Source organism: Galbibacter sp. (genome assembly GCF_048266365.1).
Taxonomy (GTDB): Bacteria; Bacteroidota; Bacteroidia; order Flavobacteriales; family Flavobacteriaceae; genus Galbibacter.
The window spans coordinates 472,079-488,789 of the sequence record NZ_JBLWZP010000001.1 but is presented as its reverse complement, the minus strand read 5'-3'; the positions used below and the strand labels follow the sequence as shown (position 1 = coordinate 488,789).

Sequence of the window (16,711 nt, the reverse complement as noted above, 5' to 3'; positions counted from 1 at the left end):
TCGCATTGATTACGAATGTAACCCGTTTTTAACATTTTTGCAAGTCGTTTTTTTAAGGTCTTGCAGCATAGGATCGGTTTTTAGAAATTCTTCATTTTTTAAAGTATTAATACACCTCCGAATCAAGGAAATTACTTCTCAATATTTGAAAGAGATTCAAGTAACATCTTGGTATCTATTATTTCGGAAAAAGCCGAGAAACCCAATATAGAATCGATCATATTGTGATTTGGAGCGGGAAATCTACTGATTTTTGAAATTACCTTCATCCGCATTCATTCCACTATACAACTCTTCACCAAGCACTCGAGTGCTAATCTAATTTTTAAAAAATAGAAAAATTAAGTTTTCTCACGCTTTGTTTTGCCCAATTTCGCCGAGAAAACTACAAAATTCAACCCTAAAGGTCCAAGATATATACGTGGCAAAATACGGCAAACATCATTCTAATTTAATCTAACAAGGATAGGATTTTCTGTGCATTTGACAGGTGGCAGACTTCTTATAATTAACTAAAAACAAGCTATTAGAACAACATTATGCAAAATAAACATATCTTAAGGGATAGGTGTATACTATTGGTACTCCTTCTCATCTTTTCTATTGGGACCTATTCCCTATTCGGAAATAATAAAACCATCAATTTTTTAGAATTAGCTGATTACCAACATCGGGTTAAGGGGCAAGTCACTGATTCCAACGGCATTCCGATTCCCGGAGTGAACGTAGAAATCAAAGGGACTTCTTATGGCAATTTCACAGATAAAGAGGGTTACTTTTACGTGGATGCCGCCCCTACCGATGTTTTAATATTAAGCTATATCGGATTTAAACAACTTGAAGTTACAGTGGGGACTTCAGAGGAACTTTCACTAGTTCTCGAGGAGGATATTACAACCCTGGAAGCAGTCACGGTTAATGCAGGGTATTATACAGTGTCGGAGAGGGCACGAACAGGTAGTATTGCAAAAGTAACCGCTGAAGAAATAGAGCTCCAACCCATAGTAAGTCCATTAGAAGCATTGCAGGGAAGAATGGCCGGTGTCCAAATTGATCAATTTAGCGGCATGCCGGGTGCAGCTCCGAAAATACGCATCAGAGGAACAAACAGCTTACGCGATGACGGTAACTATCCCTTATATATTGTGGATGGTGTTCCTATAAATTCAGAACCTTTAGATGACTATACTGCACTAGGCGGTCATTCAAATTTAATAAATCCCGGAATAGGAATCGATCCGCTAAGTACTTTAAATCTCTCGGATATTGAGAGTATAGAGGTGCTTAAAGATGCAGATGCAACCGCGATTTATGGATCTCGTGGAGCTAATGGTGTCGTATTAATTACTACCAAGAAAGCCGGAATGTATGAACAAAAAACCCAAGTGCAGGCAAGGTGGTATTCCGGAATTGGTCAGGTTGAACGACGAGAAAAATTATTAAACTCTGAGCAGTATGTTGCTTTTCGTAAGGCCCACCTAAATAACAGTGGATTTGGAGTGGACCATCCATTGTATTTTCATTTTGCTCGAGATTTATTGAATTGGGATAATTCAAGGTATACTGATTGGCAGGATGAACTTATAGGTGGAACCGCAGAATTTTCCAATTTAAATATTTCAGCATCCGGCGGAAATGGTAATACTTCATTTCGGTTAACTGGTGGGTATTCTGATCAAGGAACTGTATTCCCTCTTGATATTGGTTATAAAAAACTAACTTTTGGGGTTAAGATCAACCATATATCAGATAATAAAAAATGGAAATTGCAATTTTCTGGAAATTACGGTATAGATAAAACGCAATCGACCCCCACCGCCGATATAATGAATGCCATTTACTACCCTCCTATAGCACCAAAATTATATAATGATGATCACACGCTCCACTGGGAAGAGTGGGAGAAGATGGGGAGTTCGACAATATATAACCCGATACGATCAAAATACAAAATGACTGAGGGTAAGGTTAGTAATTCAATCTCCAATCTAACAATATCTTACAATATCTTAAAAGAGTTAACTTTTAAAGCAAGTATAGGGTATACAACTAATAGAAGGGATGCGGTATCAAAACAAAGCTTATTGTTTTTTGCTCCTTCACAACGAGGAGTGGGAATTAACCAAACTGCGACGTCCATTGATTATGCAGAGAGAACTTCTTGGATTGTAGAACCTCAAATTAGTTATGAAACAAATATATTTCATGGTGAATTAGATATCCTAATCGGTTCTACTTTTCAAAATAATCAACATACATCTTCAAATATCTATGGCCGTGGATTTGTGGATGAATCCTTATCCGGAGATATTTCCTCTGCAGACTTTAGGCTTGGTTTGGGAGGAAAGGTAGAGGAATATAAATATCAAGCAATATTCGGGCGAATAGGTTATAATTGGAAGCAAAAATATTACATCAACCTAACAGGTCGGCGGGATGGTTCTTCACGCTTTGGCCCTGGAAAACGGTTTTCCAACTTTGGAGCCGTAGGTGCTGCCTGGATTTTCTCTGAAGAACTCATGTTCAAAGAACGAATTCCATGGCTGAGCTTTGCTAAATTCAGAGGGAGTTATGGTGTAACAGGAAGTGATCAAATCGGAGACTATCAATATATCGATAGCTATCAGGCGACAACTGCCCCTGGAGGACTGTATCCTACCCAACTGTATAATGATAATTTTGCATGGGAAAAAAACAAAAAGCTGGAAGCTTCCTTGGAACTTGGATTTTTACAAGATCGAATCCATATGGGGTTTAGTTGGTATCGTAACCGTTCTTCAAATCAACTAGTAGGATATACATTACCTTTAATGACCGGGTTTTCCAGTGTACAATCCAATTTACCCGCAACGGTTCAAAATACGGGGTGGGAAGTTGAGTTTTCTACAACACCTATTACAAGTAAGGATTTTCGTTGGGACATCTTTTTCAACCTTAGCCTGCCGAAAAATGAGTTATTGAATTTTCCAAACATAGAGCTCACTCCATATGCTAATCAATACCGAGTTGGTCACCCTTTAAATATTGCATTGCTATTTGAGTATATCGGAAAAAACGAGGCAGGACAATTTGAGTTTACCGATGTTGATAAAAATGGAATTCTTGACATTAAAGATCGTATTTATGTTCAAAATCGTTCTAGGAAATATTTCGGGGGGCTTCGCAATAGTCTATCATACAAGCAGTGGAAGCTAGATATTCAATTGGACTTTGTAAAAAGACAGGCCCAAAGACCAACTGCTTTGTATTACCCGTTACCAGGGAGCACAACTAGAAACTACCCCCTTGAACAATATGAAATGTGGAAAGACAGAGAGTTAAACCCAGATAATACTGATAGTTCACAATACCGTCACTATATATATTCTGGCTACAATATTGTAGATGGTTCATATTTAAGGTTAAAAAATTTGTCATTGGTTTACAGTATGCCGGAATCATGGATTCGGCCATTGGGCATTAGTGGGTGGAATGTGTTTTTTACCGCACAGAACCTGCTAACGCTTACTTCTTACCCCGGGCTTAATGTAGAAAGCGGAGGAGTCGCAACCTTACCGCCTTTGCGCATGTTCTCTACCGGATTACAACTCACCTTTTAAATTCAAATACAATGAAGAATAAAATATATTTTTGGATTACTGGTTTGTCTATTTTATATAGTCTGCAATCCTGCGAAGACTTTGTGGATATCGATTCTCCCAATTTTCAAATGGTAACAGAAGATGTCTACAGTAAAGAAAAAACGACCATTGCTGCTATTAAAGGAATATACAATCAGCTGTATGTAGCGAACTTTTCTACTTATGGAGTTTCACTCCTAGGAGCAATGAGCGGTGATCTATTAATTGCTAGAACAGACACCTTTCTACCCTTTGATCAACATGAACTGTTTTCAATAAATACTCCTGATTCATCATTCAATCAGAATATATGGAGTAGTGCATATAATATTATCTATCTCGCTAACCGAGCCCTAGAAGGATTGGAAAATGCAAATATCAATGATGATTTACGCAACGACCTTCGTGGACAGGTTCTATTTATACGGGCCTTCACCTACTTCTACCTGACCAATTTTTACGGAGAAGTGCCACTTTTACTTACATCAGACTATAACACTAATGCCACGGCGCCTCGTAATCCTACAGAAGAAGTATGGTTACATATTGAAAGCGATTTGGATGAGGCAGCTCTGCTGCTAAATAAACAAACGGAATATAAAGATGGCGAGCGCTACTATGTAAATCGGAGTGTAGTCGAAGCCTTTAGAGCTCGGGTATACCTTTATCGGGAAGATTGGTCAAATGCAGAGATTTTCAGCACTAAAGTAATCGATCGAACTGGTTTGTATGGTCTAGAGGTTAACCCAGAGAATGTTTTTCGAGCAAATAGTAAAGAAGCAATATGGCAAATTACACGGGATGGGGTGAATAATTTTGTACCTGAAGAAGCTACTTATTTTACGTTACATGTTAATGGTACCGGAACCACCATTACAGGTAATACTGCACTTTCTGATAAATTTGTGAGCTCTTTAGATTCTTTAGATTTGCGGCGATTATGGATTGGGGAAGCCAACACCGAGACCGAACACGCCTATTTTACAGAAAAATACTGGTTTGATAATGATGGAGAGGTTCTGCAGTATAGCACGACAATGCGCCTGGCTGAGCAATACCTGATACGTGCTGAAGCACGCGCAATGCAAAATAAACTGGTAGAAGCCATTACAGATCTGGATAAAATTCGAAAAAGAGCAGGTATTGGTTTAATTGCTGAGAGTAACCCCGGCATTAGTAAGCAAGCATTGCTGGATTCAATAATGACAGAACGAAAACGTGAATTATTTGCCGAATGGGGACACCGCTGGCTGGATTTAAAACGGACGGGTAAAGTAAATACTGTATTTGGTAATAATCCAAGTTGGCAGGAAACCGACGCCTTATATCCTATCCCGGGAGAAGAAGGCTTAAAAAATCCTTTTTTAACTCAGAATGATGGTTATGGCAATTAATCAAATATCACAATCTATTTATACAATGAAAAATTTAATACGTTTAAGTCTACTTATATTAGTTTGTTTAATTTTACTTCCAATTAATTCATATGCTCTCCCTGCGAATGATTCAAAGGATTCCTTTATGTTGGAAAAAAGCATTCGTGTTGGGCATTTACCAAATGGTTTTACATATTATTTAAAACCGACAAATGATACAGATGAAATAAGCTTACAATTTTATGTAAAGGTCGGACGATTCAATGAAAGACTATGGGACACCCATGAATACTCCCATTTAATGGAGCATTTTGGATATATAGAGGGTTATCTAAAATCCTACTACTCGGAAAACGATGCAACATTTAAAGAGTCAGGGAATACTACATTTGCTTTGACAGCTCGTATGTATACTCCGTATTGGAGTAGCGTTAACAGCATTGATACTATATCTTTAAAGGATCGTTTAGAATGGTTCTATAATATTTCCAATATGGATCTGAAAGATTCAGTAGTTTTACGAGAGGCTCGTTGTGTAAGGCAGGAAACTTTCTATAAGGGACAAGGGTTTGAATTAAACAGGTTCTTTAACAAAAGCATAAGGGATGCCGCTATATTATTTAATAGTAAAGGAGAAACTCCTTATACAGATTGGATAAAGGCTTATGATATGGGAGGAATATCTGTTTCCTCCTTACGTGAATTTTACCGCCATTGGTACCGTCCTGACCGTATGGGATTAGTTATCACTGGCAATATCCGAGATATCAATAATCTAGAACAACAACTTATTGCTTTATACGGTAAAATTCCAAAAGTGACCGCAAAAAATGATGATTTTGATATGCGCTTTTTTTACCTAAATTCTCCACCAAGGTTTAAAACTGTGGAACGAGTAGAACTAAGCCGATTTTCCAACTGGAATAAGAACCGCTCTCAAATATCTTTATTTTTCCGAGTAAAAGAATTCCATAAAGTCCTAGATACCAAAGAAAAATGGATTAACGAACAATTGTATAAGGCCATCTATAGCATGATTTACCAACGACTCAGAAAAAAGGGGATGCTTTCATGGTCTCCTAAAAAAGGTGATGTTGTAGATGCGGTATTTCCTGACAGAGACTATCCATATTTTAGGATGCCAGCAATAGAAAACAAACCGGGTACAGAACGGGAAAATCTCCAACGGGTAGCCAGCACATTGCAACAACTTTGGGAAAATGGATTTACACAACAGGAGTGGGATGAGCAAAAACATTGGATGCTAAATGGCATTACTTCTAAGGACACCAGCAGCACAGTGTATTGGGAAGATCAGCTGAAAAACCATTTTGTGTATGGTGAGATCTTGCCAGCACATAAAAAAGCGATTACCAAACATTGGACAAATAGTCTTTCCTTGAAGGATATAAACTCCTATTTGAATAAAAATTTTTCAGTTATGCCCGATGATATCTATATCACAGCGTCTGCAGGTCACCCTGCACTAGACTATACGGAAGATCAAGTTCGGGGCTGGATTAAAGAAGCGATAAAGACGCCTGTAGGTCTAAGCGAAACTATTGATATAACTACATTAATACCAGTAGGTGAGAAAAATTCTCCATTAATGAGCCCTAATGAAGTAAAAAACTTAAAAGTGGTGCAATACCGAAAAAAAGGAATAGATCCAGATACTGGCTTAGAGGTTTTGGAACTTGATAATGGGGTGAAATTAATGCTTGACTGGCAAGAACTTAATGGCAATGTTTCCGAAAGCATCTCTATTAGTGGAACCAGCCCAAGAGGAGCGTCCTGTTTTCCAGAAGACGACTATTATACCGCAATCAGTGCAGCAGAGATTGTCAAACTCAGTGGTGCAGGCAGCTTTAATAGGAACTCAATACGAAATAAATTAGGGAGAGAGTTCCGCCCAAGTGAAGAACCTGTACAATTACATATTAAGAGCAACACTTCGACTGTAAGCACCAGATCAAAGTTAGAAGATCTGGAAAAATATTTACAACTAGTATATTTATATTTTACATCACCCCAGCAGGATTCTACGGCATTCGCGCAATGGAGAAGTCAAATAAAAGATCACTATTTTGGTGAAATTTATGGAGGAGTATCTCCAAGAATTGATATGAAAAATTTCATTGCAAAGTTATTAAACTTTAGAGACTTTGCACCATCAAATCAGATAAGTACAGAACAATTTTATCAAAAACAAAATGTTAAATTAGAAGAAACCATGGAATGTTATCAGACTATTTTTGGTAATGCTTCTGATTTTACATTTGTTGTCAAAGGAAGATACGAAAAAGAACGGATTTTGCCCTTATTGCAAAAGTATTTAGGAAATCTCCCTTCAGATAATAATGTAAATTGTTCAGATATGGATGATATTAATAAAATGGATATTGAATTACCTAAAGGTCCAATCTACCATACGTTTTATGCGGATAAAATGAAAGCGGGTTATAAACTTTATACCGTTCCCTATATGTTATCTTATATCGTTCCGATCCCTGAGGATAACTGGAAAGATAGAGTTACAATGGATATTATCCGTATCTACCTAGGACCTAAGTTCAATCAAGAACTCCGTTTTATAAAAGGGACAAGTGTATATTATAACACAGTTGAAGGGAGGTACTCGAAAGCAGATGCTTTATATAGCCTGACTATTTTTGTGGATGCTTTAGATGACGAATTACAATGGGTTCGGAAGGAAATTAAAACCATGATAATCGATCTCAAGGATCATGGAATAGCTATGGATGAAAAGGATATAGTTTTGGAGGATCCGCTTTTTTTTGGTAGATATATGTCAACTCCGAAACTTAAAGAAAAAATCATGGAGTACGCCCGCTCTTTAACTTCAGAAAAAATCAAAGAAGTAGCCACCAAATATCTAAATGAAATCCATCAATATGAGTTTGTATTAAAGGAGAGTAAGAAAGATTTTGTAATACCATAGAAAATTACGCGTAAAATAGAATAAGACACTCAAGTCAAATGTACTTAAAAACTTGAGTGTCCTATCGTTAGTAATAACCATTAATTGTTATTATGAACATTTATTAATTCAATGGAGTCAAAGAAGTAAATTCAAACACCATTGTACTTGGAACACCTGTAGCCGCGGGAACATAGGTTCCCTGGTCCGTTTCCCTTTCCACTTGAACTTCCATTACGTTACCATCTTTAGAGATCCAAGTTGTACAGTTTTGTCCATCCCCCTGACAATCAATAGGAGATTGATACTTAACTCCATCAATTAGAATTACTAGATCATCTGGCGCTTCACTTGTAAACGCAAACGACATACCGATAGCCAATACAAAGGCCAACATCGGTAAAATTAATTTGATATTTTTCATGATTTTATTATTTACATGATTAATAATTTTGCCTACTTCTGGATAGGTTTTCGGCTGGTCTTCCCTGCTTTTGTTGCGCAACAAAATATCTTGATACCTAAAGAAATTAGGTTTAAATTTTAATTCATTAAGTAGGTTATTACCTGAATAAGGGCTTTGCCTCCTATTCCACCTTATCATGAAATAGTTCAACATTTGACAATTTCCTTCTGTGGTATAATCGTATTGCCAATACCGCTAATAAGACAAAACTTATATTAACTATCAGATGCTGTGGCCAGGTCAACAGTGTCAATACTCCTCCACAAGAACAAGGGGTGTATGGGCTAAAAAATACAATCCCTGCAACATAGAGTGTAAACAAAATCATTAGTCCAAGGGCTCCGTACAATCCTTTAAGCCTGCTTCTTGGCCAAGCCACAAAAAAGGCTAAAACAATTTCCAAGGTTGGAACTCCCCAACTCAAAATATAAGCTGTTGCACCACCAGGTAAAATTGGAGAGTTATTCAGATTATTAAAAAAGCGATCCCCTTCCATTAGTTTAGTAAGCCCTGCATACACAAACAACACTATAAAGAGAAAACGTATGATCTCTATAATAATTCCGCTATATTTTTTACCCAACTTCATGACCTATATAATTTGTTGATTTCAAACAAGTTAAAGCTAGGTAATGATTTTTAAAAAGTGCTGTACTCTCAGTACAGAAATGTTGTACTCTTAGTACAAAAAAACTGGACTCTCAGTACAAGAAAAGCTGTACTCTGAGTACAGATCAGTCGAACGAAATGCGCACACTAAACTTTTTTTTACGCCTTTTCATATAAAATTGTGGTTGTAAGTTTGGAAATCTATATCATGGATACTTGATAAGATACTATTTAAAAGGCCTGCCGTAAAGTATCTTTCAACGATCCAAACAAAATTGCTAGAAGTACGATCTAACTTCCTGGGTAGAAATTAAAAATTTAAAACGACCTATTTATGGGTAGAATTATAGATTTACAGATGAGAGATTCTGTGAAGATAAAAGTCATCTTTATATAAAGTTCAATTCACGAGCTTTATCCAATAAATCCTTATCACTGCCACCTTCAACTCCAAAAATAATTTTTAGTTTCCCTTTCCAGTTGAAAACAGTAGTTCTCGAAACTAAAAGATTCTCTGCAATTTTCTCCATTGTAAGCCCCTTCTCAAGTTCAAAAAGTAATTGTCGATCCAGACTGGCAATCCTAATATCGGTATCCAAATTATTGGATAAACATTTTAAAACAGTTTTACTGAAAAAAGGAGTTTCATTGAGTACATCTTTAATCGCACTGACAATCTTTTTCCCGTTCAAATCACCTTTCACTAAGAAACCGTCAGGTTTAACATTACCAAAAATATTTTTAATTCGGGCAAAGTCGTTATAAATAGTGGAAACAATTATAAGAGTTCCGGGATAACGCTTGCGTATCTCCACTCCGAGATCCTCTCCTGAATACATTCCTATTTCAGGCTGCGGCTCCAAGTTTATATCCAAAAATACCAAGTCAAACGAAGGCTTTGTTTTCAATGCAGCTAAGGCATCACCCAAATTATGAACACTATGGGTATTAAATTCAGAACCGGTAGAATTACTAATTTTCATTAAAGTTCTTACGATTCCTTCTGCTAAAAGGGCATGATCATCCACAATAAGGGTTTTGTAGTGTTTTTTCATGAAAGGTTTGAGTTTAAGTTGGTTGATGTTGGGTAAGGAATGGTCATAACTAGCGTAGTTCCTTTATCCGCGGTAGATTCAATAGTGAATTTTCCTTTCAGTTCATCGATGGTGGATTGGAGGTTTTTAAGGCCAATACCTTTGCCTCGTTTTTTAGTTATCCCTACCCCATTATCCGCAATGGTTACCAATAAATACTGTCCCTGAGTCTTCAACTTTAAAATAACCTTTGTCGCCTTGGAGTGTTTAATGCAGTTATGTAAAGCCTCGCTGATGCAGTAGTAAATATCCACTTTAGTAATGTCCTCATAATACGACCAATCAATCTCCTTATCGGCAGCCATGGTAAGCTTAAATTTTCCGGTGACAGCTCTTTCTTTTGCAAGATCTGCAATAACAGCTGTAAAATTTACAGGTGCGAAAATACTACTGGCTCTTAAAGCATGAGAAGCATCCCGTATCTGGTTTTCTATTTGTTCTAGTGCCTCGATATATTCCACATGCTTTGCTAAGCTTTCAGTGTCCCCCTCGAGATTCAAATCATTCCAACCCGTCCGAATGGCATATAACTTAGGAAGGATACCATCATGAAGCATTTTTGAAATTCGAAGGCGCTCCTCTTCTCTGCCCTCTTCGTATTTCTCCAATTGTTTGTTTAATGAAAGATATGATTCCCCAGCAGCTTTTTGCTGGGCGACTTCTAATTGTAACTGCTTGTATTGAACACGCTGTCGGTAATGCATAAATAAAATTATCAGTACTAAAAGTAACAAAGTAGAAAAAATATACATCCAGACATTTATTTTAGCAAGCTTCGCAGTCTGTTGTTTATATTTCTGAGTCTCATATTGGATCGCTATAAACTTATTGCGGGTTTGGCGCTCGTAATCAATTAACTTATCCTTTAATGCAATATGCTCGTTTAGGTACCCCGCATCATTCGAAGGATCAATTGCAGCAAGTAATTCTAAGTTATCAAACACATCACTATTGCCTTGAATTGACTTTGCCAATTGATACGATTCATTTGCCAATTGCATTGCCCTTATGGTATCCCCTGCATAAGCACGATACCAAGCCAGGTGGTGCTTGCTTGTTATTACACCCAATTTGGATTCCAAACTATCCCTGATCTTTAAAACCCTATTAAACTCGGTATAAAGTCCTGTGGTATCTTTAAGTTTTAGTCGGCTATAAGCCTTATTATCTAATAATCGGGCATAAAGCGCTTTATTCGTTTTTTGTACCCTTGGATCCTCCAGTGCCCTATCAAAATAAGAAATAGCATTTTGATAGTCTCCGGACTTATGATAGAGGACTCCGACATTGTTTAGGGTGTGATCACGATAAAGACCGGGGTCTTTCACGTTTTTTAAATACCCTAAACCTTTAGTATAAGCGTCAATCGCATTTTCATATTCCTTTAATTCATTATAGATGATCCCTAGAAGATTATAACACAGGTAAAGCTGTTTATAGTTTTTATTGGGCTCAAATAACTTTATCGCCCTAAACACTTCCACTTCAGCTCCTGTATAATATTTGTTACGGCAAAGGATAGAGGCTTTACTATAATGCATCTTTCCGGCGTAATACGAATGTCCTTGGTTTTCAAAATGATGTTGGGCTTTGTTATACTGATAATACGCACTGTCAAAGCGCTCCTCATTAAGATACCAAATGCCATAGTTCCAATGCGCAAGTCCCATTCTTAACGTATCCCCCGTCTTTTTGGCAAGCGCCATGGCTTTGGCATTGGCCTTATTAAAAAGGACGGAGTCCTTTAACAATATTGCTTGAGCTGTAATCTTCTCAAGATACTTCCCCGCAGTAGAATCCTGCTCTAGCTTATCAACAAGCCCAAAAGCCTCTTTTAAGTATATAACAGTGGAATCAGAGTGATTTGACTTTGCTTTGGAAATTAGCATAGCAGCTTTGGCCTCTGTAGCGGTGTATATCTGATCGGATTTATGGGAAGTCTTTTGACAACGGTTAAAAAGTACTATCAGAAGTATACCAAAAAGAAGTACAGCAATCCGATATTTTACCGTAGTTTTTTTCATTTTTTAGAAAAAAGCAGCAGCTAGATTAAGAGGGTTCTTTAAGATAAATGAACCTTAAACATAATAAAAACTTCAACACTAAACGCTAAATCATTGGATTAAAACCCTTTAAAATCGATGAAACACACATTGTCCGGATTACAATTTGAATTATTTTACAGTAATTTCAACGTTCTCGTCACATAACCATTAAAAAGCGAAGACTGGGTATTTTGATAAAACGAAATCATCTTTTTAATTGATTCTCCTCATTTTGGCTAAAAAATATACCTGAATTGAATAGTTCCCTTTGAACATTACAAACCAATCATATACAATCAAATATCACTTAATAAGCAGAATTGACATCTTTTGTACTTTAAACTATTTAGGCATTGAAATTCGAGTTCTTAAGCCGAAAACACAACCCCAATATTTTCAGTAGGAAAAATACCAATCCCAAAAAAACTCGCCAAGGAAGTCCTCCTCTTATATCCTATTTGTTTAAAGTAAAACACTATAAACAAAGGTTAGCCTGAGATTAGTATTAATTGGTTTTTTCAGTAAAAAACTTCCGCTTATGTTCAGCAGCTAATTCCAGAAGTTCCTTTGCCTTTTCAGGATAGCTGTCTATAACATTCCCTTTTTCATAAGGATCATGGAGAAGATCAAACAAACTTGTATCGATCTCCTTTTGAATATACTTACCTGCCTCACCTCCAACACCTGCTTTGGATAGTGTACGATAAGGATGTTTTAAATGCAATTTCCATCTTCCGTCGCTACTTATTATACCTTGAAAATTTGTATTGTTAGAAAATGGATAATACTGATGTTGGTTTTTAGCACCGGGGGTGTCTAAAATCAAATCCCAAACATCTTTTCCGTCAATCTCATTTTCCGGAAGGGAGCTGCTTGTAAGCCCGCATACAGTAGGTAGAATATCCACAGAGCTGAATGTTTTTCTAGATATGGTACCGCTTTTTATTTGTTTGGGATATTTTATGATCAGGGGATTGCGAACCCCTCCGTCAAAAATAGTTCCTTTACCTTCCCGAAAAGGAGTTATACCTGAATGATCCCCATAGGAAAGCCAGGGACCATTATCTGAAGCTATAAAAATAAAAATGGTGTTCTCCTCCAGACCATTTCTTTTAATTGCCTGGTTGACCTGTCCTACGGACCAATCTAGTTCCATAATAACATCACCGTATGTTCCTGTTCCGGATTTACCTTTAAATGTATCGCTGCCAAAAAGCGGAACATGCGGCATGGAATGAGGCAAATAAAGAAAGAAAGGTTCGTCCTTATGTTTGTCTATAAAGTTTACTGCATCTTCAGTGTACCAACCGGTAAGCTTTTTTTGATCTTCTGCAGTCATACTATCAATGACAACCTTACCGTTTTTCCAATACTGCAGAGGCCATTGCCCCCAGTACTTTGGATCTTCCGGATGTCCTGCCCACATATCATGGGAATACATCAAACCTGAAGATTCCTGAAAACCCCGGTCATGGGATCTATGGCCTGGTTTATCACCCAAATGCCACTTTCCAAAAATCCCAGTTTTATAACCATTCTCCTGAAGTACCTCCCCCATTGTAGCAAACTGCAGATCAAGCCCGGGGTCTCCGGGTCCATGTGCTCCAAAAACTTTAGTGCGGCCCGGATAACTGCCGGTCATCAACACTGCCCGGGAAGCTGAACAAATTGATTGAGGTACATAAAAGTTATAGAAACTACGCCCTTCTTTTGCCAAAACCTCAACATTCGGAGTCGGGTATGGAGGATTCCCGAAAGGAGCAAAATCTTCAAAGGCGCCATCGTCTAGGAAGATTAAAACTACATTGGGCTTAGAAGGATCCTTTTCATTTACCTTGTTTCCCATAAGTAAAAAAGGAACAATGCCTAAGCAGAGGTATATAACAATAAGTCTAAAGCTTTTTGGTTTCATTTTCATAGTTTTCATGCTGAAAATTAATCATTCTTTTTCCTATTTACAATGTATTCAGAAATAGGATACAGAAACATAAGCATCGTGTTGCCTTATTATTGGATAAAATAATGCAGTGATGTATTGGTTAGTATAGATTATTGGTAGTTCAAACTATCATAAAAAATTGACGAAAAAAAATCACATCATCTTGGTATATCCATTAGAGAAGTTCGCTAAAAAATAAATCCAGAGAAAGATTATCGCACCTTATAGTAGCAACATAATATAAATATAACGATAATTATATTGCGTAAAAGTGATGAAAATGTTCTAAACTGAGTTAAAATCAATATATTTATTGTGACCTAAATTAGAACACACCTATTAGTCATGATTATAAATCACATTGTTGAAATTTGCGTTGCAATTGATATTGCCATATTGGGTATCGCTTACCCGATAATAATTGATAAGACTTCTAACATTGGAGATAAATATAACTCTCATTATTTAGCTGAAATTTTTAAGACGGAATTTTTTCAAAAAGAGATGAGGTTCCCAAAAACAAGTTATAGAATAAGTTACTTTGAATTTATTCTGACAAGTACAATTCTCTCTTTTGTGTTTCTAATTTTCCCAATAAAGCCATTTTTTGGCTGGGACAATTTTTTTATTAATAACTCTGCAAAGTTTTTAACTTTTTCTTTGACAGTAATACTCATTGCTACTTTTGTGATTTGGTTAAAGCAGATTGCAAAGTATAATGGAATGTTTATTCCAATATGGGGGCTACTATTAAAAAAGCATCATAATCGACTTATTAGTAGTGAGTTTACTTTAAAAACAATTAATGAATTTGCAATATATGGAGTAAAAAATCAGGTAGAGAAGATAGAGGAAGAGTTGATAGACTTTTACTCTGAAGAGTTTTCTAAATATCGAGAAAATCATAGTACTGAAACTCCTGTAGAATACCCAGATGATTTGTATTTTATTATTAATAAACTAATTTACACAGTTAATGGAATAGATAATTTTGAATATAAATCAATTGAACACAGAGCTATAAGCGGAGCATGGCTGCTTGGGGAAGATTTTAAGGAATTGAAAATTTCTGTAAAGTCATATCAATGGCTATGGAGAAACATTAATTTAATAAGAAATCGAGAAGATTTTTTAATGATGTTTTGGTCTAATTCACATCAATATTTTCAGTACCGATTGAGTCCTTTCCAGGATGAATTATTTGTGAATAGGAGTGTTGTTGAAGTTGTGAATAAAAATGCAATTAAGGAAAGAGATGAACAGAGAGAACGCTTTTTAGAGTTTCATTATGTATTAGGAGGAATGATGATGTACGAAAAAAACTATGAGGTATTAAATAAGTTTTTTAAATATACCCAGAACACCCCTCCCGTTTATGTGTTACTTCCTAATAACATGAATGAGGTCTTTAAATGGTTTAACTATTTCAATGATAATGATAGGCATTTTAGAGATCCACTGTGTACTAAATATTCATTTAAAGGATTAGAAGGATTGGGTGCTAATGACGAAATAATTAATTGGACACTAAAATATATCGTCGTATTATTTATAAGGTTATTTGGATTGCATTCTTATTATTTGAATGAAAGGTACATCGCTCCACCGGACTTAACGCGTGAAGATGATTTCCACTTGAGAAAATGGGAGCAGAACATACCATTGTTTGTAGAAACCGTAAATAAGGTGTTTGAAAATAAATGTTTACTTGAAGAATTAAATTTCAAGGAGTTATTAAATAGTAAAGGGGAGGAAATTTCAACCTTTGTTGAAGAACTAAAAGAAAGAATAACTGATAATATAAATTATACTCAAGTGGCTGCCATATTATCTCCCGACAAGGTGCAAAATTTCGAATATACTACAAATAGTATTCTGAGTGATGCAATGGATAAATATGAGAAAATTATCAATAAGAATAACTTTTCTGAAAAGGAAGACCTGATGAGGTTTAGGGTTGATGGAAGGATAATTGAGCTTTATTCAAAATCTCCGTTTACAGATGAAGGTGTTCAACATATGAATTACCATAGTTTTATGGCTGATTGGATAGTACGAAACAGGGTAAATGCGTTGATACCAAGTTCGTTTTTCAGTTCTCGTTCAGCTCGTTATTTATTGAAAGAAGACGATATTCCCAAGGCATTAAAAAGATTAAAATTTGATAAGAATAAGCACGTAATCGTTGTAATAAATCAAATAATTAATAGTACTTTATTGAAAGAGTTTGAAAAAAAGGTTATTAGAATCCCTTCTTCTAAGCACCAAAATTTAATATTTATCCTCAGGGAAGATGATTTGCCAAGACTTGAGTATGTTGATATAAATGTAATTGAAGATGAAGTAATGGAAGACAAAGTAAAAATAATGAATCCTACATATAAGATTTATACCTCAATTTTAGACTTAAATGATGCTGGAAATGAAGAGGTTAGAAAAAGATGGAATTCAAAAGGGAATGAGCTTGATTTAGGGAGTCAGGTTCAACTCTATATCTTCTTTGTGTTTAATATAGTTTGGAAGAAAGGGATTAAAATGGTTCAACTTAACATTGAAAATTCATACAGGGAACAAGGTGTTGTGAACAATATAGAGGACGTTTTGCCATTTGATGAATAAAG

Annotated in this window: 9 protein-coding genes; 4 read left to right on the top strand and 5 right to left on the bottom strand. The window is 36.1% G+C overall.

Annotated elements, in window-relative coordinates; all coding sequences use genetic code 11:
- The first annotated feature begins 539 nt into the window (after positions 1 to 539).
- From ACN0TV_RS02120 to ACN0TV_RS02110, 3 genes are all read left to right on the top strand, one after another.
- Positions 540 to 3,599, top strand: a complete 3,060-nt coding sequence (locus ACN0TV_RS02120; RefSeq protein WP_417359641.1) for a SusC/RagA family TonB-linked outer membrane protein — start codon at positions 540 to 542, stop codon at positions 3,597 to 3,599.
- Between the two features lie 11 nt (positions 3,600 to 3,610).
- A complete protein-coding gene (locus ACN0TV_RS02115) occupies positions 3,611 to 5,014 on the top strand; it encodes a RagB/SusD family nutrient uptake outer membrane protein (RefSeq protein WP_417359639.1) in 1,404 nt (467 codons plus the stop codon).
- 127 nt (positions 5,015 to 5,141) lie between these two features.
- Positions 5,142 to 7,958: an insulinase family protein gene (locus ACN0TV_RS02110; protein WP_417359638.1), complete on the top strand. Its 2,817-nt coding sequence runs from the start codon at positions 5,142 to 5,144 to the stop codon at positions 7,956 to 7,958.
- Between the two features lie 103 nt (positions 7,959 to 8,061).
- On the opposite strand, the gene ACN0TV_RS02105 is transcribed toward ACN0TV_RS02110, so the two are convergent.
- The 5 genes from ACN0TV_RS02105 to ACN0TV_RS02085 form a co-directional block, all read right to left on the bottom strand.
- Positions 8,062 to 8,361, bottom strand: a complete 300-nt coding sequence (locus ACN0TV_RS02105; protein ID WP_417359636.1) for a DUF6520 family protein — start codon at positions 8,359 to 8,361, stop codon at positions 8,062 to 8,064.
- Positions 8,362 to 8,524: 163 nt separating this feature from the next.
- A complete protein-coding gene (locus tag ACN0TV_RS02100; RefSeq protein ID WP_417359634.1) occupies positions 8,525 to 8,992 on the bottom strand; it encodes a MauE/DoxX family redox-associated membrane protein in 468 nt (155 codons plus the stop codon).
- A gap of 409 nt (positions 8,993 to 9,401) precedes the next feature.
- On the bottom strand, positions 9,402 to 10,067 hold the full coding sequence (locus ACN0TV_RS02095; RefSeq protein ID WP_417359632.1) for a response regulator: 666 nt from the start codon (positions 10,065 to 10,067) through the stop codon (positions 9,402 to 9,404).
- Positions 10,064 to 12,130, bottom strand: a complete 2,067-nt coding sequence (locus ACN0TV_RS02090; protein ID WP_417359630.1) for a tetratricopeptide repeat-containing sensor histidine kinase — start codon at positions 12,128 to 12,130, stop codon at positions 10,064 to 10,066. Before ACN0TV_RS02090 ends, ACN0TV_RS02095 begins: the two co-directional genes overlap by 4 nt.
- Positions 12,131 to 12,656: 526 nt before the next feature.
- A complete protein-coding gene (locus ACN0TV_RS02085; protein WP_417359628.1) occupies positions 12,657 to 14,063 on the bottom strand; it encodes a sulfatase-like hydrolase/transferase in 1,407 nt (468 codons plus the stop codon).
- A 372-nt stretch (positions 14,064 to 14,435) separates the two neighbouring features.
- On the opposite strand from ACN0TV_RS02085, the gene ACN0TV_RS02080 reads away from it, so the two are divergent.
- A complete protein-coding gene (locus tag ACN0TV_RS02080) occupies positions 14,436 to 16,709 on the top strand; it encodes a hypothetical protein (protein WP_417359626.1) in 2,274 nt (757 codons plus the stop codon).
- The last annotated feature ends 2 nt before the right edge of the window (positions 16,710 to 16,711 follow it).

Excerpts from the sequence above, each read along its gene's own strand:
- ACN0TV_RS02080 (WP_417359626.1), top strand. The coding sequence starts at position 14,436 with ATGATTATAAATCACATTGTTGAAATTTGCGTTGCAATTGATATTGCC.
- ACN0TV_RS02095 (WP_417359632.1), bottom strand. The coding sequence starts at position 10,067 with ATGAAAAAACACTACAAAACCCTTATTGTGGATGATCATGCCCTTTTA.
- ACN0TV_RS02105 (WP_417359636.1), bottom strand. The coding sequence starts at position 8,361 with ATGAAAAATATCAAATTAATTTTACCGATGTTGGCCTTTGTATTGGCT.
- ACN0TV_RS02115 (WP_417359639.1), top strand. The coding sequence starts at position 3,611 with ATGAAGAATAAAATATATTTTTGGATTACTGGTTTGTCTATTTTATAT.
- ACN0TV_RS02100 (WP_417359634.1), bottom strand. The coding sequence starts at position 8,992 with ATGAAGTTGGGTAAAAAATATAGCGGAATTATTATAGAGATCATACGT.
- ACN0TV_RS02110 (WP_417359638.1), top strand. The coding sequence starts at position 5,142 with ATGTTGGAAAAAAGCATTCGTGTTGGGCATTTACCAAATGGTTTTACA.
- ACN0TV_RS02120 (WP_417359641.1), top strand. The coding sequence starts at position 540 with ATGCAAAATAAACATATCTTAAGGGATAGGTGTATACTATTGGTACTC.
- ACN0TV_RS02090 (WP_417359630.1), bottom strand. The coding sequence starts at position 12,130 with ATGAAAAAAACTACGGTAAAATATCGGATTGCTGTACTTCTTTTTGGT.
- ACN0TV_RS02085 (WP_417359628.1), bottom strand. The coding sequence starts at position 14,063 with ATGAAACCAAAAAGCTTTAGACTTATTGTTATATACCTCTGCTTAGGC.